The sequence below is a fragment of the Roseinatronobacter sp. NSM genome (assembly GCF_052379845.1).
Classification (GTDB): domain Bacteria; phylum Pseudomonadota; class Alphaproteobacteria; order Rhodobacterales; family Rhodobacteraceae; genus Roseinatronobacter.
The window spans coordinates 144171-168782 of the sequence record NZ_JBQTCF010000004.1 but is presented as its reverse complement, the minus strand read 5'-3'; the positions used below and the strand labels follow the sequence as shown (position 1 = coordinate 168782).

26 protein-coding genes, 1 tRNA gene and 1 other annotated feature are annotated in these 24612 nt (G+C 61.4%); of the genes, 7 read left to right on the top strand and 20 right to left on the bottom strand.

Going from position 1 to position 24612, the window contains the following annotated elements; all coding sequences use genetic code 11:
* From ACTZWY_RS03930 to ACTZWY_RS03890, 9 genes are all read right to left on the bottom strand, one after another.
* On the bottom strand, positions 1-860 hold an 860-nt coding region (locus ACTZWY_RS03930), incomplete at its 3' end, for a universal stress protein (RefSeq protein ID WP_444789374.1).
* Between the two features lie 12 nt (positions 861-872).
* A complete protein-coding gene (locus ACTZWY_RS03925) occupies positions 873-2363 on the bottom strand; it encodes a SulP family inorganic anion transporter (protein ID WP_444789373.1) in 1491 nt (496 codons plus the stop codon).
* A gap of 63 nt (positions 2364-2426) precedes the next feature.
* Positions 2427-2482, bottom strand: a sequence feature (sul1 is cis-regulatory element that is thought to sense ions involved in sulfur or methionine metabolism; They are found in Alphaproteobacteria).
* Between the two features lie 377 nt (positions 2483-2859).
* A tRNA-Gln gene (locus tag ACTZWY_RS03920) sits at positions 2860-2934 on the bottom strand.
* Positions 2935-3044: 110 nt separating this feature from the next.
* A complete protein-coding gene (locus ACTZWY_RS03915) occupies positions 3045-3248 on the bottom strand; it encodes a YgaP family membrane protein (protein WP_444789372.1) in 204 nt (67 codons plus the stop codon).
* Between the two features lie 88 nt (positions 3249-3336).
* Positions 3337-3975: a Crp/Fnr family transcriptional regulator gene (locus tag ACTZWY_RS03910; protein WP_444789371.1), complete on the bottom strand. Its 639-nt coding sequence runs from the start codon at positions 3973-3975 to the stop codon at positions 3337-3339.
* Positions 3975-4847: a 3-hydroxyisobutyrate dehydrogenase gene (mmsB, locus tag ACTZWY_RS03905; protein WP_444789370.1), complete on the bottom strand. Its 873-nt coding sequence runs from the start codon at positions 4845-4847 to the stop codon at positions 3975-3977. Before mmsB ends, ACTZWY_RS03910 begins: the two co-directional genes overlap by 1 nt.
* A gap of 1 nt (position 4848) precedes the next feature.
* The gene (locus ACTZWY_RS03900) at positions 4849-5895 is read right to left on the bottom strand and encodes an enoyl-CoA hydratase/isomerase family protein (protein WP_444789369.1); all 1047 of its coding nucleotides are present in this window, start codon (positions 5893-5895) and stop codon (positions 4849-4851) included.
* On the bottom strand, positions 5895-7037 hold the full coding sequence (locus ACTZWY_RS03895; protein ID WP_444789368.1) for an acyl-CoA dehydrogenase family protein: 1143 nt from the start codon (positions 7035-7037) through the stop codon (positions 5895-5897). Before ACTZWY_RS03895 ends, ACTZWY_RS03900 begins: the two co-directional genes overlap by 1 nt.
* 137 nt (positions 7038-7174) lie before the next feature.
* Entirely contained in the window at positions 7175-8674 is a 1500-nt protein-coding gene (locus ACTZWY_RS03890) for a CoA-acylating methylmalonate-semialdehyde dehydrogenase (RefSeq protein WP_444789367.1), read from the bottom strand.
* 118 nt (positions 8675-8792) lie between these two features.
* Here ACTZWY_RS03890 and ACTZWY_RS03885 point away from each other — a divergent pair, with 118 nt between their 5' ends.
* On the top strand, positions 8793-9704 hold the full coding sequence (locus ACTZWY_RS03885) for a LysR family transcriptional regulator (RefSeq protein WP_444789381.1): 912 nt from the start codon (positions 8793-8795) through the stop codon (positions 9702-9704).
* Between the two features lie 312 nt (positions 9705-10016).
* On the opposite strand, the gene ACTZWY_RS03880 is transcribed toward ACTZWY_RS03885, so the two are convergent.
* Positions 10017-10343 (bottom strand): PilZ domain-containing protein, encoded by a 327-nt coding sequence (locus ACTZWY_RS03880; RefSeq protein ID WP_444789366.1) that lies wholly within the window; start codon positions 10341-10343, stop codon positions 10017-10019.
* A 168-nt stretch (positions 10344-10511) separates the two neighbouring features.
* On the opposite strand from ACTZWY_RS03880, the gene ACTZWY_RS03875 reads away from it, so the two are divergent.
* Positions 10512-11807 carry a surface lipoprotein assembly modifier gene (locus ACTZWY_RS03875; protein ID WP_444789365.1) on the top strand — a complete coding sequence of 432 codons (1296 nt, stop codon included), beginning with the start codon at positions 10512-10514 and terminating at the stop codon, positions 11805-11807.
* A gap of 44 nt (positions 11808-11851) precedes the next feature.
* On the opposite strand, the gene xth is transcribed toward ACTZWY_RS03875, so the two are convergent.
* Positions 11852-12661 (bottom strand): exodeoxyribonuclease III, encoded by an 810-nt coding sequence (gene xth, locus ACTZWY_RS03870; RefSeq protein WP_444789364.1) that lies wholly within the window; start codon positions 12659-12661, stop codon positions 11852-11854.
* 343 nt (positions 12662-13004) lie between these two features.
* The gene (locus ACTZWY_RS03865; protein ID WP_444789363.1) at positions 13005-13628 is read right to left on the bottom strand and encodes a hypothetical protein; all 624 of its coding nucleotides are present in this window, start codon (positions 13626-13628) and stop codon (positions 13005-13007) included.
* Between the two features lie 139 nt (positions 13629-13767).
* On the opposite strand from ACTZWY_RS03865, the gene ACTZWY_RS03860 reads away from it, so the two are divergent.
* The gene (locus ACTZWY_RS03860) at positions 13768-14658 is read left to right on the top strand and encodes a tetratricopeptide repeat protein (RefSeq protein ID WP_444789362.1); all 891 of its coding nucleotides are present in this window, start codon (positions 13768-13770) and stop codon (positions 14656-14658) included.
* A gap of 85 nt (positions 14659-14743) precedes the next feature.
* Here the strand turns inward: ACTZWY_RS03860 and ACTZWY_RS03855 are convergent, their stop codons facing one another.
* From ACTZWY_RS03855 to ACTZWY_RS03820, 8 genes are all read right to left on the bottom strand, one after another.
* Positions 14744-15523 (bottom strand): succinate dehydrogenase iron-sulfur subunit, encoded by a 780-nt coding sequence (locus ACTZWY_RS03855; RefSeq protein ID WP_444789361.1) that lies wholly within the window; start codon positions 15521-15523, stop codon positions 14744-14746.
* Positions 15524-15619: 96 nt separating this feature from the next.
* Complete coding sequence (sdhA, locus tag ACTZWY_RS03850) at positions 15620-17425, bottom strand: succinate dehydrogenase flavoprotein subunit (RefSeq protein ID WP_444789360.1); 1806 nt, start codon at positions 17423-17425, stop codon at positions 15620-15622.
* A 9-nt stretch (positions 17426-17434) separates the two neighbouring features.
* Positions 17435-17815 carry a succinate dehydrogenase, hydrophobic membrane anchor protein gene (sdhD, locus tag ACTZWY_RS03845; protein ID WP_444789359.1) on the bottom strand — a complete coding sequence of 127 codons (381 nt, stop codon included), beginning with the start codon at positions 17813-17815 and terminating at the stop codon, positions 17435-17437.
* 13 nt (positions 17816-17828) lie between these two features.
* Entirely contained in the window at positions 17829-18212 is a 384-nt protein-coding gene (sdhC, locus tag ACTZWY_RS03840; RefSeq protein ID WP_444789358.1) for a succinate dehydrogenase, cytochrome b556 subunit, read from the bottom strand.
* Between the two features lie 249 nt (positions 18213-18461).
* Positions 18462-19490 carry a MaoC family dehydratase gene (locus ACTZWY_RS03835; protein WP_444789357.1) on the bottom strand — a complete coding sequence of 343 codons (1029 nt, stop codon included), beginning with the start codon at positions 19488-19490 and terminating at the stop codon, positions 18462-18464.
* Positions 19491-19546: 56 nt separating this feature from the next.
* On the bottom strand, positions 19547-19750 hold the full coding sequence (locus tag ACTZWY_RS03830; RefSeq protein WP_444789356.1) for a DUF1737 domain-containing protein: 204 nt from the start codon (positions 19748-19750) through the stop codon (positions 19547-19549).
* A 3-nt stretch (positions 19751-19753) separates the two neighbouring features.
* On the bottom strand, positions 19754-20308 hold the full coding sequence (locus ACTZWY_RS03825; protein WP_444789355.1) for an NnrU family protein: 555 nt from the start codon (positions 20306-20308) through the stop codon (positions 19754-19756).
* A 5-nt stretch (positions 20309-20313) separates the two neighbouring features.
* Complete coding sequence (locus ACTZWY_RS03820; protein ID WP_444789354.1) at positions 20314-21180, bottom strand: HpcH/HpaI aldolase/citrate lyase family protein; 867 nt, start codon at positions 21178-21180, stop codon at positions 20314-20316.
* A 228-nt stretch (positions 21181-21408) separates the two neighbouring features.
* Between ACTZWY_RS03820 and ACTZWY_RS03815 the strand changes: the two genes are divergently transcribed.
* From ACTZWY_RS03815 to ACTZWY_RS03800, 4 genes are all read left to right on the top strand, one after another.
* Positions 21409-21672 (top strand): hypothetical protein, encoded by a 264-nt coding sequence (locus tag ACTZWY_RS03815; protein ID WP_444789353.1) that lies wholly within the window; start codon positions 21409-21411, stop codon positions 21670-21672.
* 67 nt (positions 21673-21739) lie between these two features.
* Positions 21740-22645, top strand: a complete 906-nt coding sequence (locus tag ACTZWY_RS03810) for a MurR/RpiR family transcriptional regulator (RefSeq protein ID WP_444789352.1) — start codon at positions 21740-21742, stop codon at positions 22643-22645.
* A gap of 12 nt (positions 22646-22657) precedes the next feature.
* Positions 22658-23983: an aspartate aminotransferase family protein gene (locus tag ACTZWY_RS03805; RefSeq protein WP_444789351.1), complete on the top strand. Its 1326-nt coding sequence runs from the start codon at positions 22658-22660 to the stop codon at positions 23981-23983.
* On the top strand, positions 23980-24537 hold the full coding sequence (locus tag ACTZWY_RS03800; protein WP_444789350.1) for a carboxymuconolactone decarboxylase family protein: 558 nt from the start codon (positions 23980-23982) through the stop codon (positions 24535-24537). The genes ACTZWY_RS03805 and ACTZWY_RS03800 overlap by 4 nt, the downstream gene beginning before the upstream one ends.
* The last annotated feature ends 75 nt before the right edge of the window (positions 24538-24612 follow it).

Here is a 24612-nt window from a genome sequence, read left to right as displayed (position 1 = left end):
CGCAGCAACACGATTGGCACCTTGCAAGAGCGGATCATCGCTGTGGTGGTGGAGCCGATGATCAACGTGCGGATGCGCGAATGTCCGTAAGCGCCCATCACCAGCATGTCGATTTTTGCGTCGTCAATCAGTTTTCCCAGCGCGGTTTCCGGCTGACCGGGGATGACAGAGGTTTCCGCCGTAAGCCCCGCCGCTGTCATCAGTGCTTTTGCGTTGTCGAGCCCCTTTTGCACCTCTGGGGTTGGGGTGCCCACTGTAACGATATGGATATGCAGCCCCTGAAACAGCGGGCTGCGCGCGATATGGTCGACGGCTTTCATGGCGGAAACGCCGCCATCATAGGCCACCAGCACCCGCGAGATGGGCTTGAATGCGCGCGAGGCCACGAAGACAGGCCGGGTGCTGGCGCGGATGATGCGTTCAAGGTTGGACCCCAGATGGCCCTTGGCAAAATCCGCAGCCTCGCCGCGTTTGCCGACCATGACCACGCGCGCGTCATGTTCCACAGTGCTGACGGTCTCGACGACATCGCCCTGACGCAGCCGCGTGGTGATTTCGGTCACACCGGCAGTGTCCAGAATGGCGCGTGCATCTTCCAAAATGGCGCGGCCGCGATGGTTGATCAGTCGGGCGCGCTGTGCGTCAAGTTCGGCCAGTTCTTTCAGCAGCGCACTGCGCGCGCCCAGTTTGATGGAGCCGGAGAAGTCCGTTTTTTCAGGCGCGTCGCGCCGGCCCAGCACATGCAGCAATTCCACCGGCGCGCCGGTGCGCTGCGAAATCCATGCCGCATGATCGCACACACTGGCCGAATAGACGGACCCGTCAACAAGGGCCACGATTTTTTGCGGATGTTGGGTCATCGTGTGTCCCCTTTAATGTGACATCAATTTGTCCATCGCGCCCGGCTTGTCATGGATGGCAAGCTTGTCGACGATGGTTTCGGTGGCTTTGTTCATCCCGATGACATCCACTTCGGCGCCATCCCGACGGAATTTCAGGATAACCATATCCAGGGCCTGAACAGAAGATATATCCCAGATATGCGCGCGGCTGACGTCAATGATGACCTTGTCCAACGTTTCCTTGAAGTCGAATGCGTCCATGAAATCCTCGACCGAGCCGTAGAATAACTGCCCCTCGATGATATAGGTGCGCTGGTGGCCGCTTTGGGTGATTTCCGAACGCACATTGAACAATTGCGCGATTTTGCCCGCAAAGAAGATGCCCGACAACAGCACGCCCACCAGCACACCGATAGCCAGGTTATGGGTGTAGACGACTGTCACCACCGTTGCGATCATCACGATGGAGCTGGAGCGCGGATGCACCCTCAGCGCCTTGATCGACGACCACGAGAACGTGCCCACTGACACCATGATCATCACGGCCACCAATGCCGCCATGGGAATTTGCTTGACCAGATCGCCCAACACCAAGATCAGAAACAGCAGGTAAACCCCCGCCGCAAAGCACGACAAGCGCCCGCGCCCGCCGGATTTGACGTTGATGATCGACTGCCCGATCATCGCACAGCCTGCCATACCACCGATAAAGCCCGTGGCGGTGTTGGAAATACCCTGACCGATGCATTCCTGATTGCGGTCCGAGCGTGTGTCGGTCAGGTCATCGACGATGTTCTGCGTCATCAGGCTTTCGAGCAGGCCAACAACCGCAATGGCCATCGAATAGGGGAAGATGATCACAAGTGTCTCAATCGTCAGCGGGATGTTCGGGATCAGAAACACCGGCAATGTGTCGGGCAATTCGCCCATATCGCCCACTGTGCGCACATCCAGCCCCAGCACGATGGCCACGATTGTCAGCACAACGATTGTCACCAAGGGCGAGGGGATCGCCTTGGTCAGCATGGGTAACCCGTAGATGATGCCAAGCCCTGCAGCGACCAGAACATAGGTGATCCAAGACACCTCTCGCGGGTCCAGTTCGGGCAGCTGCGCCAGAAAGATCAGGATGGCCAGCGCGTTCACAAACCCCGTCATGACTGATTTCGACACATAGCGCATGATGAAGCCAAGTTTCAGGATGCCCGCGCCAATCTGCAACAGCCCCGCCAGCACTGTGGCCGCCAGCAGGTATTCCAGCCCGTAATCGCGCACCAGCGTGACCATCAGCACGGCTGTTGCGGCTGTTGCCGCCGAAATCATGCCCGGTCTGCCGCCGGTAAAGGCGATCAAAACAGCGATGGAAAAGCTGGCATACAGCCCCACTTTGGGGTCAACGCCTGCGATAATGGAAAAGGCAATCGCTTCGGGGATCAACGCCAGCGCCACGACAAGCCCCGCGATAAGATCGCCGCGTATGTTGCCAAACCACTGGTCGCGGTAAGCATTCATTGAAATCATGTCATAAGTTCCTGACCGGCTGAAGCTGCGCTATGGCGCGCCGGTTTTCATGGTGTGTCTTGTGGTTATCCGGCGGATCAGCGGCCGAAAGAGCCACCCGGACTTGCACCGGGTCCATGCGATTGGCGCGAGCCTTACGCGAAAAGATGTCTCTTGCGCAACTCGAAAAGGGGTGGGGCTTGCCGCTGTGTGGCAAAACCACCGCTGTTTGCGTATTTTGCGGGCAAGATGGGGGCGATAGCGAAATGCGACACTGGACGCCATACCATGACTGGCTGTTTGCTACTGTAAGCCGACCAGGCGGACATATAAGCGTTATTCGCCCCGCCTGCGAGGTGGTGCCGATGCATTTTTTGCTTTGTGGCGGCCATGGATCGCGCCCCCCCAGACCGCTTTCAGGCCCGAGCCGCACAAATGTGTCGCAGTTGGGCCATTTCAGGCCTCAACCGAGAATCGGTCTGATTTCCGTATGTAATATCAATGGCTTAGAGAATACTGGCTGGGGTGGTAGGATTCGAACCTACGATACACGGTACCAAAAACCGATGCCTTACCACTTGGCTACACCCCAACTATGTGGCGCTGTTTAGCCAAGGCTTCGCGGCGCTGCAAGACCCTTCTGATGAAAAAATGCAAGAAATGGTGGCAATGCGATTTGCCACCAATTTGAGTTGCTGCGGGCTACTTCTTGGCTGGGCAGGTATTCAGCCCGATCAGCGTATATAACGGGCAGGTCTGCATCAGGCCGGTGGCCAATGGCACGAGGCCGATCAGATACAGCCAGCGCAGGCTTGCGTCTGAATTCAGGAAGAATCCCGCAAGCAGGGCCAGTCCCACCACAATACGCAAGATGCGGTCAATACCGCCAACATTCCGTGCCAACATCGCATTTCTCCGGTTCAGTGTTCATATGTCAGCAAGGTTAACGCATGGCTGCACTGATGTCTGTGACATGATCACAGACCGCGCGTGGTTATTGCGCCAGCGCTTGCAATGCCGCGCGGTCGCGCAGGGTGACATGGCCGCGCCCGGTCTGCAAAATGCCTGCGGCGGTCCAGCGTTCCAACTGGCGAGAGATGACTTCGCGCGCGGTGCCGATTCTGGCGGCAAGCTGGGCATGGGTTGCGCCAATTTCGCCGTTGTTGTCCAAATCCAGCAGCGCGCGCGCAAGTCTGGCCTCAATCCGGCTGAAGGCCACCTGTTCCAACAACTCTGTCACTTCGGACATGCGCGCAGCAAAGGCGCGGAACACGAAAGACCGGAAAACCGGCGAGGACGCCATCATCTCATGAAACAGCGCTGCCGGAATCATGACTAAACGACAGTCGGTCACTGTGGTGGCGGTGCCGCTATAGGGCGCGTCCCCCAACAGGCCCAGGGTTGTCTGGATGCAGCTTTGGCCCGGTTCAATGGCGTATAGCAGGATTTCGCGCCCCGAAATGCCGGTCAGATGCACCTCTATGCGGCCTGCCAGCACCATGGCGAATCCTTGCGCCCTGTCGCCCGCGTGGAACATGGGGCTATGGGCGGGCACGCTGTCGCAGGGCAGGGCGTCCAGACGGGCAATCTGGGGCAGCGCCAGTCCGGGCAGGGTTTGGGCCGCCCAGGACATCATTCGCGCCCGTGTGTGGCAAAATGGGGCAGCAGGGCTGAAAAGTCGCGCCCCTTGCCGCCCTCAACCTCGACGAAACCGGCATACAGCTCGGTGGCGCGCGCGCCCATGGGGGTGGGGGCGTCCACGCTTTCGGCGGCCTGTTGGGACAGGCGCAAATCCTTCAGCATCAGTTCCGCCGCAAATCCGGGTTGGTAGTCATTGTCCGCCGGGCTTTGGGGGCCGACACCGGGGGCAGGGCAATAGGCATTCATCGACCAGCTATAGCCTGATGACGTGGACACGACATCGAACATGCGCGCGCGGTCCAGTCCCAGCTTGTCGGCCAGCGCAAACGCCTCGCAGGTGACGGCCATCGTCGCGCCCAGAATCATGTTGTTGCAGATTTTCGCGGCCTGACCGGCCCCTGACGCGCCGCAATGCACGGCCTTCTGGCCCATGATGTCAAACAGTGGCAGGACTGTCGCAAACGCAGCCTCGGACCCGCCCACCATGAAGGTCAGCGTGCCCGCGCTGGCCCCGCCAACCCCGCCTGATACGGGCGCATCCAGCGCATCCAGCCCCGCAGCAAGGGCCTGAGTTGCCACCGCCCGGGCGCTGTCCACATCCACAGTGGAACAATCGCACAGCACTGCGCCTGCGGACATGGCAGGAATGACCGACGCCGCGACATCGCGCAGGATCGCACCATTGGGCAGCATTGTGATGACTACATCCGCACCCGTCGCCGCATCTGTGGCACTGTCGGCGCGCGCCACGCCTTGCGGGCAGGGGGCCACAAGGTCAAACCCCGCGACCTGATGGCCCGCCCTGGCCAGATTGGCGGCCATTGGCCCGCCCATATTGCCCAACCCGATGAAGCCTATTTTCATGTCAATCCCTTCCGCATGTCGCAAATGTCAACTCATCCGGGCCAAGGGGCGCCAGCATCGCGGCAACCTCAGCGGCGCTTATATCCCCAAGGCCGTCATGACGCCAGCGCGGGGTGCGGTCCTTGTCAATGATGGCGGCGCGAATACCCTCCAGAAAATCCGAATGCTCCATAGACCGCCATGTAAAACGAAATTCCTGCACCAAGGCATCGCGCAGGGTGGCCGTTGCCCCAAGGCGGCGCAGCATGGCCAAAGTGCATGCCATCGCTAAAGGGGCATTGCGCCGAAGCGCTTTGGCCGTGCGCTGCGCAAATTCCGTTGCATCGCGGTCCAGCCAGTCAAGTATATCTGCGCCTGAATCCTGCCCGAAAGCGGCGTCAATCAACTGGCTATGGGCCAGAAGCGGCGCGTGGGGCGGCGGCGTTGGGCACGGCAACACATCAACCTTGCCCGTTGCCACCAGCGCGGCCTTCAGGGCATCCCACTCGGCGCCGGGCACGAACAGATCCGCAAACCCCGCGCGTATCGCATCACCCGGCCCCATACGCGCCCCCGTCAGCCCCAGATAGACCCCCAGCTGCCCCGGCGCGCGTGCCAGAAGATGCGTCCCCCCCACATCCGGCACAAGCCCGATGCTGCATTCGGGCATGGCAATCTGGCTGGTTTCACACACCACACGGTGGCTGACATGACACCCCAACCCCACGCCGCCGCCCATGACGAAGCCTTGCAGAAAGCTGACGATGGGCTTGCGGTATTCCGCCAGCCGCGCATTCATGCGGTATTCATCGGCCCAGAATGCCCGGCCATACCTATAGTCGCCCGCGCGCCCGGTTTCATACATCTGCGCAATATCACCGCCTGCGCAAAATGCCTTGTCACCTTCGGCGTCAATGACGATCAGCGCAACGCTGTCATCCTCGGCCCAATCCCGCAATGCCGCATCAATGGCCAGACACATCTCATAGCTCAAGGCATTCAACGCTTTCGCCCGTGTCAAGGTCACACGGCCCGCGCGCCCCTGCTTGCGGATAAAAACATCCGCCATCAGCGCGCCGCCAGCATCTGGCGCGCCACAATCAGGCGCATGATTTCATTCGTGCCTTCAAGGATCTGATGCACCCGCAGATCGCGCACCAGTTTTTCAATCCCGTAATCAGCCAGATAGCCGTATCCACCATGCAGTTGCAGGCATTGATCGGCCACGCGGCTGCCCGCTTCGGTCACGAATTTCTTGGCCATCGCGCAGAATTTTGTCGCATCCGGCGCGCCCTGGTCCAGCTTCCACGCGGCCTGACGCAGGAAAACGCGCGCGGCCTGCAGCTCAATCTCCATATCCGCCAGCCGGAATTGCAGCGCCTGAAACTGGTCCAGCGCTTGCCCGAAGGCCTGGCGCTCTCCCATATAGGCCAGTGTCGCATCCAGCGCCGCCTGTGCCCCCCCTAATGAGCAAGCCGCGATATTCAGCCGCCCCCCGTCCAGCCCCGCCATGGCATAGCGAAACCCGTGCCCTTCCTCGCCCAGCAGGGCGTCTGCACGCACATGGCAATCATCGAATTGCACCTGACGGGTGGGCTGGGACCGCCAGCCCATCTTGTCTTCCAACCCGCCGAAACTCAGGCCCTGCGCGCCATCCATCACGACCAGCGCAGATATGCCGCGCGGCCCGTCCGCGCCTGTGCGCGCCATGACAATATAGCCGTCCGAATAGCCCGCACCCGAAATAAACGCCTTGGTGCCATTCAGAACATAGCCGTCGTTGTCGCGCAGGGCGCGTGTCTTCAGCGCCGCCGCATCCGACCCTGACCCCGGTTCGGTCAGACAATAGGACATGAAACACTCCAGCCCCACAACACGCGGCAGCAATTCGGCGCGCATCGCGTCCGTCCCGTAACGGTCAATCATCGCCGCGCACATATTGTGAATGGACAAAAACGCCGCAACTGACGGGCAGGACATGGCCAGCGCTTCAAATATCAGCGTCGCATCCAGCCGCGACAACCCCGCCCCGCCGCTGGCTTCGCGCACATACAGCCCGCCAAATCCCAATTCGGCGAATCGCGCCCACAGCTCTTTCGGGATGGTGCCCTGCGCGTCCCAGTCGCGCGCAAAGGGCGCGATATGCTCATGCCCGAACGCCCGCGCCATGTCGAAAATCGCGCCCGACTCCTCGGTCAAACTGAAATCCATCAAATCCTCCCCTTCAGTCCAAAACCCCGATACTGCGGGAATCTTTCAGCAATATTTCATCTTGCCTCAAATACTCCGCAGGGGGTGAATTGGCGCGCGAGCGCCAAGAGGGGGGCGCGAAGCCCCCCTTTGGGTCGTCAGTCCATCGCCTTGAAGTTGAAGGCCGCGCCTTCCTTGATGCCACTTGGCCAGCGCGATGTCACGGTTTTGGTGCGCGTGTAGAACTTGAACGCATCCGGCCCGTGCTGGTTCAGATCGCCAAAGCCCGATTTCTTCCACCCCCCGAATGTGTGATAGGCCAGCGGCACGGGGATGGGCACATTGATCCCAACCATCCCGATATTGATACGGTGCGCGAAATCGCGCGCCGCGTCCCCGTCGCGGGTGAAAATCGCGGTGCCATTGCCATATTCATGGTCCATCGCCAGCCCCAGGGCTTCTTCATAGCTGGCCGCGCGCACCATCGACAGGACCGGGCCGAAAATTTCCTTGCGGTAAATCTCCATTTCAGGGGTGACATGGTCAAACAGATGGGGGCCAACGAAGAACCCGTCCTCATAGCCTTGCAGGCTGAAATTGCGGCCATCGACCACCAGTTCTGCCCCTTGTTCCACGCCGGTTTCCACCAGCCGCAGGATGTTTTCTTTCGCGGCGGCGGTCACCACCGGGCCGTAATCCACATCCTCGCCCGCTGTCCAGGGGCCGACTTTCAGCGCCTCGATTTTTGGCACCAGACGCTCGCGCAGCGCCTCGGCGGTACCTTCACCCACAGGCACGGCCACGGAAATGGCCATGCACCGCTCGCCCGCCGCGCCATAGCCCGCCCCCACCAGCGCATCAGCGGCCAGGTCCATATCGGCATCGGGCATGATGATCATGTGGTTCTTGGCGCCGCCAAAACACTGGACGCGCTTGCCCGCCGCACAGCCGCGCGAATAGATGTAATGCGCAATGGGCGTGGAGCCCACAAACCCCACGGCCTGAATGGTGTCATTGTCCAAAATCGCATCAACCGCGTCCTTGTCGCCATTGACGACTTGCAGCACCCCGTCCGGCAAGCCCGCTTCCTTGAAAATCTCTGCCAGCATCAGCGGCACAGACGGGTCGCGTTCGCTGGGTTTCAGGATCATCGCGTTCCCGCAGGCCAGCGCTGGCCCCATTTTCCACAGCGGAATCATGGCCGGAAAGTTGAAAGGCGTGATGCCTGCAACCACACCCAGCGGCTGGCGCATGGAATACATGTCAATGCCGGGCCCTGCGCTGTCGGTGAATTCGCCCTTCAGAAGCTGCGGCGCGCCGATACAATATTCAATGACTTCCAGCCCGCGCTGGATGTCGCCCTTGGCGTCGGGGAAGGTCTTGCCATGCTCCGAGGACAGGGCCTCGGCCAGTTTGTCCATGTCGCGGTTGATCAGCTGCACGGCGGCCATCATCACGCGGGCGCGCCGCTGGGGGTTGGTGGCGCCCCATTTGACCTGTGCGCGCGCCGCGCGCGCGACCGCGTCATCCAGTTCGGCCCTGGACGCCAGCGGCACGCGCGCCTGAACCTCGCCTGTCGCGGGGTTGAACACATCGGCAAAACGCCCCGATGCGCCTGAAACGCGCTGCCCGTCAATCCAATGTGAAAGCTCTTTCATGCTGTCCTCCTGTTCTGGGGTTTGGCCAGACTTTAGCTTTGCATTTTCGCGCAGGGAACAGGGAATATTCCAAAATGGTCTTGCGTTTTCGCAAGGGTTGGCCTTGATTGGGGCGATGATGGATTGGGATGACATGCGCGTGTTTCTGGCGCTGGCGCGGGGCGAAAGCCTTGGGCGGGCAGGGCAGGTGCTGCGTCTGGACCCGGCCACAGTGGGCCGCCGCATCACGCGGCTGGAAGAAGGGCTGGGGCGGCGCTTGTTCACGCGCTCGCATCAGGGCTATGCCCTGACCGAGGAGGGCGCGCGCCTGCTGCCCCACGCCATCGAGGCCGAAACCGCCCTGATTGCCGCCAGTGACGCCGCACAGGCCACAGGCGGAACCGGCCTGTCAGGCCAGATTCGCATCGGGGCGCCGGACGGGTGTGCAAATTACCTGTTGCCGCAGGTGGTGGCCGCGATCTGCGCCGAAAACCCCGCGTTGGAGGTGCAGATCATCGCGCTGCCGCGTGTGTTCAACCTGTCGCGGCGCGAAGCGGATATGGCCATCGGCGTGTCGGCCCCCGAAGCGGGGCGGCTGTCGGTCCAGAAAATCACTGATTATGACCTGCATCTGGCCGCATCCCGGCGCTACTTGGCGGCCCACCCGCCGATCACGGATTTGCGCGATCTGCGGGCGCATCGCGTGATCGGCTATATTCCTGACATGATCTTTGACCGTGAACTGGACTATCTGGCGCAACTGGGGCTGGAACAGGTGGCGCTGACATCGAATTCGGTTGCGGTGCAGTTCAACTGGGTGCGCAGCGGGGCGGGCGTTGCGGTGGTGCATGATTTCGCCATTCCTGCAGGGGCCGACATTCAGCGGGTTCTGCCCCAGACGTTCCGCCTGTCGCGCAGCTTCTTTTTGATCCGCCATCTTGATGACCGGCGCGTGGCGCGGTTGAACAGGTTTGCAGAGGCCTTGGTGCGCGGGTTGCGGCAGGAGGTGGCGCGCCTGCAAGCGCAGGTGGCGAACGCGGAAAAGGGTTGAGGAGTGTCGCAGCACCTGTGGCGCTGGTTTTGGCCTGAAGGGGACGTTCGCCCTTGGATGAAGCCCGCGCTGTCGGCGGGCCGGGGTCTGCCGATCCGACGCCAGTGAAGTTCACTTTATGCAGGCGGCATATTCCGACTTTCAAGGCTTGGCGCGCCACGAGAGGTATCGGCAGGCCGCGGGACGGCCCGCCGATGGCGCGGCGGGCTGCGCCCTTGATTCCGCACCTTGGGCATTCCCAACGTCAGCAAAAGGCCAAAACCCGCGCCGCTGCAACTTGTTGCACAATCCCCAAAGCTGCACAGCCTGCCGCTACAATTCGGTAAATCCATGAACCCTTGCGCCCGCAACCTGCTGCTTTCCCGGTATCAGGCGCAGCAAAAAGCGCGAACGGTCCGCAGCCGATCCGTCCTTGGTGAATTGCAAACCGATATGGTTGCCCTTGATCCAGCGCACTTCGGCCGTGACGATGGCCCCTTTTGCGTGCAATTGCAGCACTTCCCCGGGCTGGGTTTGCAGATTGCATTGCAGCCGCACCCCCCCGTCCGACACATCGACCAGATGGGATAAAATGCGCGTGCCGTTGCGAATAATTCCCACGGGTGTGTTTTGGCGCTGTCTTTGGGGGCGGTAACGCATGGGGCGGCCTGTCAGCTAGGGTCAGTCCGGTTATTGCCGCCATTTCATTGATGAACAGTTAAGTCCGGGGGATGATTCGCAAACAATTGACTTGATGCAGAAAATATATAAAAATCAGCGAAATAATAAGAAATGGCGTTCAGCGCCGTTGCAGGATCGGGCAGTCGGATGGCATGGGGAAGCAGGGCGTTGGCCCTTGTTGCCGCGCTTTGGTGCGCGGGCGGGGGGCTGCAGGCGCAAACACTGGAACAGGCGGGCCGCCTGATGGTGGCGCAGGACTATGCGCGCGCGCGCGATGCAGCCCAGGCCGCCACGCCGCAAACCCCGCAAGACACCGTTGAACAGGCCTGGATCATCGGGTTGTCGCATATGCGCGAAAACGCCCCGCGCGCGGCGCTGCCTTATCTGGAACGCAGTGTCACACTGGCCCCGGACGTGACGCGGTTTCGTCTGGAACTGGCGCGCGCGCTGTATCTGACCGAACAGGATGACCGCGCGCGGTTCCATTTCGAAAACGCGCTTGCCGGACAACTGGCTTTGGGCGAAATCGCGGCGATTCAGGACTATCTGACCGCGATGGACCGGCGCAAGACATGGCAGGGCCATGCCAGCATTGCCATTGTCCCGCAAACCAACCCCACGCGCGCATCGGGGGAAAGCCATGTCATGATCGGGGGCGCGATCCCCTTGCCGCTGGCGCAGGCGCAACGCGGGGTTGGCGTGGATCTGGGGCTTGGGGGAACATGGCTGCCGCGTCTGGGCCATGACCTGCGCGGGCGGGTCCATGTTATGGCACATGGGCAGGTGTTTGAGCAAAGCCGCCTGAACACATGGCGCTTGCGCAGTGAATGGGGCGTGCTGGCCCTGGGCGATCACGGGCGCCAGATCGGGGCAGGTATCAGCCTGCAGGCCGCGTTCGGGCAGGGCGGGCGCATCATGGAAGGGGCGGGCATCTATGCCAGCTTTCAGCGCCGTTTCGGGCCACGCACGCATCTGTCCATCCGGGCCAATGCCGACAGGCTGCATTACCCGCAGGTGGTAAACAAGGCGATGGATGGCTGGCGCACGGCGCTATCGGTCAATACCATTCACGTTCTGACCCCGCAAATCCGGCTGGATGGGGGCGTGTCGCTGGCCAAACACAATGCGGGCGCGGATTTCAACACCAGACGCGATATCGGCGTCAGCTTCGGGGGGCAATATGCCCATGCGGGTGGGGTGACCACGGGCCTGAACCTCGCGGCATCGCAGACGCAATACGCCGCGTCCAATCCGCTGTTGCCGCAGTTTGCGCCCGCGCGCGACACCAATGTCAGTGTCACCGCGTCGCTGATGCACCGCGACCTGAGCGTGCAGGGCTTTGCACCTGTGCTTCATTTGGGGGCAGAGCGTCAGGACAGTAATATCCCGTCGCGGTCATTTACGAATATCCGCGCGTCCATCGGGGCCACGCGGAACTTCTGAACTGGCGGGGGCGGGCGGTTTGGGAACCCGCCCCAACCAACCCGTCACACGGCCAGTTCTGCCCATATGGGCACATGGTCGGACGGTTTGTCACCGGCGCGGGCTTCACTGTCAATCTGGCATGCGCGCAGCAGGTCCGCCGCATGCGCGTTCAGCAGGATATGGTCAATCCTGATCCCGTCATTGCGCTGCCACGCCCCGGCCTGATAGTCCCAGAACGTATACAGGCCCGGTGCCTGATTGACTGCGCGCAAGGCATCTGTGAAGCCCAAATTCATGATCCGCCGGAATGCCATGCGTGACGGCAGGCGAAACAGCGCGTCATCTGCCCATGCATCAGGGCGCGCGGCATCTTCGGCTTGCGGAATGATGTTGTAATCCCCCATCACTGCCAGCGGTATTTCCATCGCCAGCAGGTCGCGCAAGCGGTCGTGCATGCGCGCCATCCATGCCAGCTTATAGGCATATTTGCCCCCCGCAACCGGCTGGCCCTGCGCGTCCAGTTCAACGGGGTTGCCATTGGGCAGATACAGACCGCAGACGCGCAGCGCCTGTGCATCGCCGGTGACTGTGGCTTCTATCCAGCGCGCCTGAAGGTCGGTGTCGTCACCCGGCAGGCCGCAGACCACATCTTCCAGCGGCAGTTTGCTGGCAATCGCTACGCCGTTGAACCCTTTTTGCCCATGCGTGTGCAGGTTATAGCCGCGCTCCTCGAGCAACTCCCGGGGGAAGGTTTCATCGGTGGATTTGATTTCCTGCATCACCAGCAGGTCAGGCGCGGCCTCATCCAGCCAGCGCGTCAGCGCGCCCGCACGGGCCTTGATTCCATTGATGTTGAAACTGGCAATCTTCATGGACAGGACCTTTTGCGGGGTGAGGGGATGGGGTGCTTGTGCCAGTTTGCACCGCCCTTGGGCAAGACCGAAAGCGCCTGATGACGGCAGGCAGGGGCAAGTATCGGCGTGAAGGGGACATTCGCCCTTGGACTTAGCCCGCGCTGTCGGCGGGCCGGGGTCTGCCGATCCGGCGTTATATGGGAAGCACTTTATCCAAGCGGCATATTCCTGACATTATACGCTTGGCACACCTTCAGGTCATCGGCAGGCCGCGGGACGGCCCGCCGATGGCGCGGCCGCCTGCGGCCTTTGCTCCGCGCCTTGGGGCATTCCCAATGTCCGCTGCAGGCCAATAAAGCACCTACTGACGCGGAGAAATGCGCGCGGACAGGCGCAGCGCATGGGTGGGGGTATTTGCGACAGCGGGCAAAACAGGATCATAGGCTGCGCGAATGACATCTGCAATTTCGGGCCGCAGGATTGTGCGGTCCTGATGCACCGCCAGCGCAGAGATATCCGTGAAGGCGCGATCCGACCACAGCAATATAATCTGCACCGCCTGTGACAGCGCCAGCACATCTGCAGGCACACGCGACAAGGCGTCATCCATCTGCACAAAGACAAAGGCCGCGCGAATGGCGTTTTGCGCATCAAACCGGAACACGCGATACTGGTTTGCCCCTGCCGCCTGCAAACGCGCCACCAGCGGTTTCAGCCCGTCCACCAGCCGGTCCAGATTCGGCACGTCCAGAAGTTCGGCCCAGTCCCTGAAAATGAACACCATCAGATTGGCACCCAATTCAGGATCGGTTTCGGCCATCGTGTGCCCTGCCAGCGCCACAACTGCTTCAATCGCACCCTTGATCGTGGCGAGCGTTGCATCATCCACCCCGAAAATCACCGGCACAATAGGCCGCCCCCAGCGTGCGCACAAAAAGCTGCCATCGGAACGGGTGAAAAGCGGTTCAATCTGGTCGGGCGTCATGGGGCCTCCTTTTGATGCGCTACGCTTAATGTCCCCGCAGCACCGGCGCAACCTGTCGCAGCTGCGTCACAAAGGCGTGACACTGCGCCAACCCCAAAGTATAGAAAGCAAAATTTGAAAAATTGCGGGGTGTCGCAACGTGATACGAATCCTTTGTGTGTCGCTGGCACTTTCGGCCATCCCCCTTCACGCGCAGGCGCAGTTGCGCCTTGATGACGCGTTGGCATTTCTGGATCAGGGCGACCGCGACAGTGCAGTGCAGATCCTGCACCCGCTGGCCGCGCGTGGCGATGTGCTGGCGCAATACAATCTGAGCGTTCTGGCCTTGGCGGGGCAGGCGGGCATGACCGCCGATGACGCCGATCTGTGGTTGGGCAAGGCGGCCGGGGCTGGCTATGTGCCCGCGCAAACTGTGCTGGCAGATGTGATGGTGGACCGCCATGACTGGGCGCAGGCGGCCTATTGGTATGATCTGGCCGCGCAGGCGGGTGATGTGACGGCGCAATTCATGTCGGGGCGGATTCTGGATCAGGGGCTGGCGGGGGCGCGTGACCTGAACGAAGCCGTATCCTGGTATGAACGCGCCGCGCAGCAGGGCCATTTGCAAGCGCAATTTGCCTTGGCCACCCTTCTGGAGGAAACCCGGCAGTCTGACCGCGCCGCGCACTGGTTTGAACATGCCGCGCTCCAAGGCCATGCGGCGGCGCAATTCGCCCTTGCGCGCGCGCTTGCTGCGGGAAACGGCGTTGCGCAGGATGTCCCCGCCGCGCGCGGCTGGTATTTGCGCGCTGCGCGGTCGGGGTTTGGGCCTGCGATGCATAATCTGGCGCTGATGCAGGCGCGTGGACAGGGCGGGCGCAGCAGTTACCGGCTGGCGCTGGCATGGGCGCTGAATGCGCAGGAAGCGGGCCATGACCCCGCTGCAGAACTGGTGTCGGCGCTGCGCGAGGTCATGTCCGCACAGGCACAGGCGCAAGCCGAAGCGCTGGCGCCAAGCTGTCTTGACCCGAACGCGCAGGATTGCGATTGACCGCGGGTGCAGAACAACCCCAACTGAAAAGGCCGCGCGCAGGGATGCGCCCGGCCTTTATCTGTTACCCTGCACTTGCATGCGGTCAATGCGTGCGTGAAATCATCATTTTCTTGACTTCGGCAATGGCCTTGGCCGGGTTCAGGCCCTTGGGGCAGGTCTTGGCACAGTTCATGATGGTGTGGCACCGATACAGTTTGAACGGGTCATGCAGATCATCCAGCCGCTCGCCCGTGGCTTCATCACGCGAATCGATCAGCCAGCGATAGGCGTGCAGCAGCGCGGCTGGCCCAAGGTAGCGGTCGCCATTCCACCAATAGCTGGGGCACGACGTGGAGCAGCACGCGCACATCACGCATTCATAAAGCCCGTCAAGTTTTTCACGGTCTTCAATCGACTGTTTCCATTCCTTGGCCGGCGTGTTCGATTTGGTTTCCAGCCATGGTTTGATGGACGCATGCTGCGCATAAAAATGCGTCAGGTCCGGCACCAGATCCTTGACCACAGGCATATGGGGCAAGGGATAGATTTTGATATCGCCCTTCACCTCGTCCATGCCAAAGATACAGGCCAGCCGGTTGCCGCCATCGATATTCATCGCGCAAGACCCGCAAATCCCTTCGCGGCAGGAACGGCGGAAGGTCAGGGTGGGGTCAATTTCGCTTTTGATCTTGATCAGCGCGTCCAGAACCATGGGGCCGCAGCTGTCCATATCAACGAAATATGTATCCACGCGGGGGTTTTCCCCGTCATCGGGACTCCAGCGATAGATCTGGAATTTGCGCAGATTCGTTGCGCCTTCGGGTTTCGGCCAGGTCTTGCCTGTGCGCATCTGGCTGTTTTTGGGCAGGGTCAGTTGGACCATTTTCGCCTCCTATACTCAGGAACGGGGTATGCCCGTCTGTGGCTAGACATCGTATCACTTACTGCCCTGCGCCCGGTGCGGGCGCAGGGCGGCCCGTCAGAACTTGCGTTCGGCCGGGGCAATTTTCTTCAGGGAAATGCCGCCATCGGCTTCCGCTGTCAGTGGTTCTGTATGGACCGGGCGGTAATCCAGCCGCACATTCGCGCCATCAACCCATGCCAGCGTATGCTTGCGCCATGTCGCATCATCGCGGTCGGGGTAATCCTCATGCGCATGTGCGCCGCGCGATTCCTTGCGCGCCTCGGCGCCCACAATGGTGGTCAGCGCGCAGGGCATCAGGTTGTCCAGTTCCAGCGTTTCCATCAGGTCGGTGTTCCAGATCAGGCTGCGGTCGGTCACCTTCAGGTCCGCCATCTTGCCCGCCACATCCGCCATCTTGCGGCAGCCCTCGGCCAGCGTTTTGTCGGTGCGGAATACGGCCGCATCGGACTGCATGGCCTTTTGCATTTCCAGCCGAAGATCGGCTGTCGGCACAGCGCCGTCCAGATTGCGGAACCTGTCGAACCGTTCAAGTGCCTTGTCCACGCTGGCCTTGTTCAGCTTGGGGTTGGGCGCTTTGGGGTCCACAACCTGACCGGCGCGAATGGCCGCTGCACGCCCGAACACCACAAGGTCGATCAGCGAGTTGGACCCAAGACGGTTGGCCCCGTGCACCGATGCACAGGCCGCTTCGCCCACAGCCATCAGGCCTGGCGCAATGCGGTCGGGGTTGTCGGCATTGGCATTCAGCACCTCGCCCCAGTAATTGGTGGGAATCCCGCCCATGTTGTAATGCACTGTCGGCAGAACCGGGATGGGTTCCTTGTTCACGTCAACACCCGCAAAAACCCGCGCAGATTCCGAAATACCGGGCAAGCGCAGTTTCAGGGTTTCGGGTGGCAGGTGGTTCAGGTGCAGATGGATATGATCGCCATTCGCGCCAACACCGCGCCCTTCGCGAATTTCCATCGTCATGCACCGGCTGACATAATCGCGCGGGGCCAGATCCTTGTAATGGGGCGCGTAGCGTTCCATGAACCGCTCCCCCTCGGAATTGGTCAGATAGCCACCTTCGCCGCGCGCGCCTTCGGTAATCAGGCAGCCCGCGCCATAAATGCCGGTCGGGTGGAATTGCACGAATTCCATATCCTGCAGCGGCAGGCCCGCCCGCGCCACCATCCCGTTGCCGTCGCCAGTGCAGGTATGGGCCGATGTCGCGCTGAAATAGGCGCGGCCATAACCGCCCGTTGCCAGAACCACCATCTTGGCGCTGAACAGATGCAGCGTGCCATCATCCAGTTTCCATGCCAGCACGCCCTGACACACGCCATCTTCGGACATGATCAGGTCAGTGGCGAAATACTCGATGAAGAATTCGGCCTTTTGTTTGACCGACTGGCCATAAAGCGTGTGCAACATGGCGTGGCCAGTGCGGTCGGCAGCGGCGCAAGTGCGCTGCACGGGCGGGCCTTCGCCAAATTCGGTCGTGTGTCCCCCAAAGGGGCGCTGGTAAATCTTGCCATCCTCGGTGCGCGAAAACGGCACGCCGTAATGCTCCAGCTCATACACGGCCTTGGGGGCTTCGCGCGCCAGATATTCCATCGCATCCGTATCGCCCAGCCAGTCCGACCCTTTTACAGTGTCATACATGTGCCATTGCCAATGATCCGGCCCCATATTGGACAGGCTGGCGGCAATGCCGCCCTGGGCGGCCACTGTGTGGCTGCGGGTGGGGAAAACCTTGGTAACACAGGCGGTTTTCAACCCCTGTTCGGCCATGCCCAGCGTCGCGCGCAACCCTGCACCGCCCGCGCCCACCACAACCACATCATAGGTATGTTCTTCGATCTTGTAAGCAGACATATCTTTCCCTCAGGCGCTGAACAGGACGGATGCAACCGACAGGACACCGGCAATGCCAAACGCCCAGCACAGCAATGTATTGGCCATAAGCGCCACAGTGCGCACCGCTTTGTTTGGCACATAGTCTTCCAGCACAGTTTGCAAGCCCTGTTGCAAATGCACGAAAACCGCGATGATGAACAACACCGCCACCAAGGCATGCCACAGGTTGGAATAGGTGGCGACAAACGCCTCATGCCCCGACCCCAAGGCCCGCCCGAAGGGCACGATGAACAGCAGCGTCAACGGCACCAGCGCAATGGATGTCACACGCTGCGACCACCAGTGATGGGCCCCTTCGCCCGCGGCGCCGGACCCGTGTACGCGGGAATAATCTGTCTTGAACCCCATGTTGCGCGCCCCTTTATATGATGATGATGGTCAGCAAGGTGAAAATGACGGTGCCTGCGAAAACAACATAGGTCGTCTTCTCGACAATCTCGACATCCATCATGCGGCCTGTGTCCCAGATCAGGTGCCGGATGGAATTGAGCATATGATACCACAGCGCCGCCAGCGATCCGATCAGCACCAGATGCCCCAGAACGGATGTCAGCAACCCGTCCACAAAGTCGAAATACGCCGCCCCGAAGGCCCCGGCGGCAAACCACCAGATGATCAGCAGCGTCGCCAGCGTCATGCCCACCCCCGTAATCCGGTTCAGGATCGACGAGATGGCAGCCAGCGGCAGGCGATAAATTTGCAAATGCGGGGAAAGCGGGCGGTTGCCCCTGTTCACGTCGGCCATGATTGGCTCCCTTCTGTCTGGCAGGGCTGCACACGCAGCCTGGCTCAAGTGCCTCAGCTCTGGCCCTTTCAATAGCGGATTTTCCACGAATGTCACGCGCCGAGGCACGCCAGACTCGCAAAAACCGTTAGGTTTGACATAAAATTACAGGCAAAATGGAAAATGTGATCACAAGACAGTAGCGTGTGATCACATTTTTGGGCGATTTGTGATCACCTATTTCGGGCCGCGCCGACTCGGGGTCATGCGCTACTGCGGCATCAAAACCCAGTAGTCCAGATCCAGCAACACATCAGGGTGGTATTTCCCGTGCTCCCCGCGCAACACCCCCGCTGCGCCCTTGGTAGCCACAAGCCGCAACCGCAGCGCGCCAACACCGGGGGCAGGGGTGTCGGCGCGGTCCAGAACCTCGGACCATGCGCGCAGCGTGTCGCCCGCAAAACACGGGTTGGCATGCGCGCCGCCATTGATGGCCGCGATCATCTGCCCATTGGCCAGCCCGTTAAACGACAGCGCGCGCGCCAGTGAAATGACATGCCCGCCATAGATCAGGCGTTTGCCATCAGGGCGGAATGTGGCGTCAAAATGCACCTTGGCGGTGTTTTGCCACAGACGCGTGGCCAGCATATGCTCAGCCTCTTCAAGGGTCACCCCATCAACATGGTCTATCCGTTCGCCCACTGAATAGTCGCCCCAGCGATGGACCTCGCCTGCAGCCGCGAAATCATAGCGGGTGAAATCCAGCCCTTCAGGCACAACCAGATCCTGCGGGTCAACCACCGGCGGCAAATCGGGCACAACAGTCTCGGGGGCCGGCGCATCCAGGTCGCGCTTGCGCACCATCACCCAGCGCACATAGTCCAGCACCACCTCGCCGCGCTGGTTGCGCCCTTGCGTGCGCACATAGACCACCCCCGATGTGCCATTGGAATTCTGCTTCAACCCAATCACTTCTGAGCGGCTTTGCAGCGTATCGCCCGGATAGACAGGGCGCAGGAACCGCCCCCCCGCATAGCCCAGATTGGCCACAGCATTCAGGCTGATATCGGGCACCGATTTTCCGAACACGATATGAAACGCAATCAGGTCATCCACAGGGCTGGCAGGCAGCCCACAGGCGCGGGCAAACTCATCCGATGAATACAGCGCGCCGCGCGCCGGATACAGCGCATGATACAGCGCGCGCTCCCCGGTCCCCACAGTGCGCGGCACAGCATGCTCAATCACCTGCCCGACCCGGTAATCCTCGAAAAAACGCCCCGCACTGGTCTTGCTCATCCTGCCCTCTTCATCTTGCCAGAAATACTCATCTTTTTGCGGCAATGCCCGTCACATCACAGACTGCCCAACCGCACGTCAGGGTCATACGGGCCGTCCACATCCTTGATGACAGCCTGTGCGCAACGCATGCTCCCCGTGGCGGGGTCATGCGCATAGGCGGGCGATCCGTAGAGCTCCCACCCCTTTGACAGGGCCTCGGTCACCTTGTGGCAAAAGGCCGGGGTATCTTCTGCAGTCAGCAATCTGTAAGCGCGCATCATTTATCCTCCAAAAGGCCAGGGGCCAAGCCAGCCATGTATCTGGCCCACCACCAGCAGTGCAAACAGCGCGCCCACCAGGGCCACGCCTTCTTTCCACATCGCAGCTTCGGGCGGGCGTGTCCAATCGCGGTTGGCCCGGTTGATCATGATGACCGACACCACCGCCCAGGCCAGCAGGCCGCCAAACAGGATTACCCCCTGAAGCGTGCCCACGACCAGCAGATGCGCCAGTGCCCAGGCCTTGAACCCCGACAATTGCGGGTGACGGATGCGCCGGTGCAGGTTGGTCTGCAACCCCGACACCGCGAACAGATAGAAGCCCAGAAACACCAGCAAATTGTTCAGATGCGTCATCCATGGCGGCGCCACCCACAGCCAGACCGGGTCTGCCATGCGGTAGCCGATGGTCATCACAACGATGGACGCCAGCAGCGCCAATGTGACCGCCCCCTTGCCCTTGTCGCCCATGTCCGCGCGCCGCTTCGGGGCCAGTCGCTTGAACAGATGCGCGCCAGCCCAAAGGGCGACGCCAAGGATCAGAAGGATGGTTCCCATTGTGGCTACTCCGTCATTGATGCGATGGCTTTTGCCTTCGCAAGGATTTGCTGTGCGCTGACAATATGCAGGTTTTCGACGATCTTACCATCCACGACCGCCACACCTTCGCCTTTTGCCGTGGCCGCGTCGAATGCGGCAATCTGGCGGCGCGCAAGGTCAATTTCCGCGTCTGACGGGGCAAAGACCTGATTGGCGATGTCCAGTTGCGCGGGGTGGATCAGCGTCTTGCCATCAAACCCCATGTCGCGGCCCTGCATGCATTCGGCGCGCAGCCCGTCATCATCCTTGAAGGCATTGTAAACCCCGTCCACCGCCACAATGCCCGCGGCCTTGGCGGCCATCAGGGGCAGTTGCAGCGCTGTCAGCAGCGGCAGGCGGTCCGCGCGGAACCGGCAGCCCATATCCTTGGCCAGATCATTGGTTCCCATGACAAATCCCGCCATGCGCGGGGATTGCGCGATGGCCTGCGCGTTCAGCACCCCAAGGGGCGATTCGATCATGGCCCAGATGCGGGTATCGGCAGTCTCGGGCCGGGCATCCAGCAGCCGGGCCAGCGCTTCAACATGGGCGGCGCTGTCCACTTTGGGCAGCAGGATCGCTTCGGGCCTTGCCGTGGCAATCACGTCCAGATCCTCCGCGCCCCATTGCGTGGATAGCGCGTTGATCCGCACCAGTTTCGCGCGCGTGCCATAGTCCAGAGCACCCAGCTTTTCAGCCAGCAGGGTGCGCGCATTGGCTTTTTCGTCAATGGCCACTGCGTCTTCCAGATCAAAAATAATGGCATCTGTGGCCAGGCCGGTGGCTTTCTCCAGCGCCCGTTCCTTTGAACCGGGGATATACAGAACCGAACGGAAGGGGCGCGTGTCCATGAGTCTCTCCTCGCAATAAAATTGCGCGCAACACATCATTTCTGGTCACATTTGGCAAGCCCTGTTTTGCCGCGCTGCGGCGAAAGCAATGTTGTCGTGGCCCGACAGGGGCGTTCGCCCTGTTCACCAGTTTTGCGCAAGCGCGTGGCACACTGATGGCTTGCTGAATACCCCATGCGAAAGGTCGGTGTCATGTGTCTGAAATCAAAACTCCTTGCAGGTTGCGTCATGCTTTTGGCCGCGCCAGTGCAGGCGCAGGCCCTATCCTGCGCCCCGCGCGCGGATATTCTGGCCCGTCTGGCCGACACCGCGCAATCGCGCCGCGCCATCGGGCTGACGGGGCGCGCGGTCATGGAACTGTTTTCGGCCCCGGACAGCGCCGAATGGACGCTGACCCTGACCCTGCCGGATGGCCGTATGTGCGTGCTGGCTGTGGGCACAGCATTTGACGCGCCCGGTGACATGTTCCCCGCGCGCGGGGTGGCGCTGTAATCGGGGGGCGGCACGAGTCTGGGTGTCACGTGATACAAGTGTTACAAAAATAGAAATGAATGTTGCAATGACGCGCCAAATCTGGCACTCTGGCGCCATCATGCCCATGCAGCGAATCCAGTCCCGTATTGCCAGCCGCCTGTCCAGTTTGCCCGGCCAGCTGCGCCGCGCCGCGCAATGGGTGGTCGATAACCCCCGCGATGTAGCGCTGTTGTCAATGCGCGAACAGGCGCGGCGCGCCGGTGTGCAGCCTGCGTCCATGACGCGGCTTGCGCAGGCGTTGGGGTATGAAGGGTTTGACGAATTGCGCGCGCAGCATGCCGATATTTTGCGCGACATCGGCGACGGGTTAAGCGGGCAGGCCCAGCGGCGCCTGAAGCTGGATGCCAGCACAGCGGCCGGAACTGCCGATGCGATGATCGCCCACACGGCGGCGCAGGTTTCCGGCCTGGCCAATGCGGACCTGCTGGCCGCACTGGAAGGGGCGGCGCATCAATTGTCGAAATCCGCCCGCATTTTCTGCCTTGGGCAGCGGTCCAGCCATGCGGTGGCGTGGCATTTCTACTATGTGCTGTCGCTGGTGGATGACCGCATGCGATTGCTGGACATGACGGGCGGCACAGGGTTTGATCCGCTTTTGCGCGCGGGTGGCAATGATGCCTTGTTTGTGTGTTGCGTGAAACCCTATACCCGCGCTGTGGTGGATGCGACCGAACAGGCCCGCGCGCGCGGGCTGCGCATTATCGCGGTGACTGACAGCCCGTTTTCGCCGCTTGTGGGGGCAGGGGATATTGCGCTGGTTGTGCCGACAGCCAGTTCATCATTTCTGCACGCCATGACACCTGCCTTTGTTCTGGCAGACACGCTGGCCGCGCTGGTGGCCTGTGGGGATGATGCTGCAACGCTGGACCATCTTGACGGGCTGGACCGCCATCTTGCCACGCTGAACACGTTTTTCCATGATCCGAACTGACAAGGCTATCCCATGACACGTTTGTTGCACCGCGCCATCCATACCCCCCCGCGCAGGGCGGTTTCTGCTGCGGGAATTCATTTTACCGATGCTGCGGGCAAACACTATATAGATGCGTCGGGCGGGGCGGCAGTGTCCTGTCTGGGGCATGCGCACCCTGATGTGCTGGCTGCGTTGCATGCGCAACTGGACCGGCTGGCCTATGCGCATACCGGGTTTTTCACCACCGATGTGGCCGAAGACCTGGCCGATACGCTGATTGCCAGCGCCCCCGAAGGGTTAAGCCATGCCTATCTGGTGTCGGGCGGGTCCGAAGCTGTGGAGGCCGCGTTGAAAATGGCGCGCCAGTATTTCACCGAAACCGGCCAGCCGCAGCGCCGCCACATCATTGCGCGGCGTCAAAGCTATCATGGCAACACGCTGGGCGCGCTGGCGGCGGGGGGCAATGAATGGCGCCGCGCGCAGTTCAAGCCGCTGTTGATGGAGGCGCATCACATAGCACCCTGTTTTGCCTACCGCGAACAGCGCGCCGGTGAAACGGATGCCGAGTATGCCTTGCGCGCCGCGGGCGAGTTGGAGGCAAAAATACTGGAGCTTGGCCCCGATACAGTTGCCGCGTTCATTGCCGAACCCGTGGTGGGCGCGACGGCGGGCGCGGTGCCTGCAGTGGGCGATTACTTCAAACATATCCGTGCAATTTGCGACCGTTACGGGGTGTTGTTGATCCTTGACGAAGTGATGTGCGGCATGGGGCGCACCGGCAGCTTGTATGCGTGCGACCATGACGGCATTGCGCCAGACCTGCTGACCATCGCCAAGGGGCTTGGCGGCGGCTATCAGCCCATCGGGGCCACATTGCTAAGCCGCAAGATTTACGACGCTTTCGCAAACGGATCGGGCTTTTTCCAGCACGGCCACACCTATATGGGCCACCCCATGGCCGCCGCCGCTGGTCTGGCGGTGCAACAGGTGATTGCGCGCGACAATCTGCTGGCCAATGTGCGCGATATGGGCGCGGTACTGCACGAAAACCTGCATTCTGCCTTCGGGCAGCACCCGCATGTTGGCGATATTCGCGGACGCGGGCTGTTTCAGGCGATCGAACTTGTGGCGGACCCCGACACCAAAGCGCCGTTTGACCCCGCGCGCAAGCTTCATGCCCATATCAAGCGTGAAGCCATGGACCGCGGGCTTATGGTCTATCCTATGGGCGGCACGATTGACGGGGTGCAAGGCGATCATGTGCTGATTGCCCCCCCCTTCATTGTGACACGCGATGATCTGGCGCAGGTGACACAGCGCCTGTCCGATGCGGTCAAGGCCGCGCTGGCAGCATGAGCGGGCCGGATTTTGCGCCGCTATGCGATGAGGACTGGCCCCGCGCGCTGGACGATATGCAAGGCGGGTTCGCCGGGCAGTTGAATGTCTACCGGATGATGGCCCATCATCCCGCGCTGTTGCGGGCATGGACAGGGCTGCGCACCCATATCGTGCATGAGACAGCGCTTGGCCCAATCCGCGCCGAGGTGGTTATTCTGCGGCTCGCGCATCGGTTGGGCTGTGCCTATGAATGGAACCAGCATGTTGTGCGCGCGCTGGCCGCAGGGCTGGACAAAGGGCGCATTGCAGCCCTGCGCGGGCCGGTGGGCGCACTGCAGGCGGAAGATGCGCGGCTTGCCGGGGCGGTGGATGCGCTGGTGGACACCAAGCGCCTTGATCCTGCATTGTTGCAGGATGTGGTGGCCCTTGTGGGCAAGCAGGGTGCGCTGGATCTGATGGCGACTGTGGGCATGTATCTGACGCTTGGGTTCATGCTGAACACTGCGCCGCCCGCGCTGGAACCCGCAATTGCGCAGGCTTTGGCGCAGCAGGCCCCGGAACTTGCGGTCTGAGTGGCCGCAATGTGCGACGTGTTGAACCCGTGCAGGCGCGTACAATTTTGGCCTGAAGCTGCCCTTCGCCTTTGG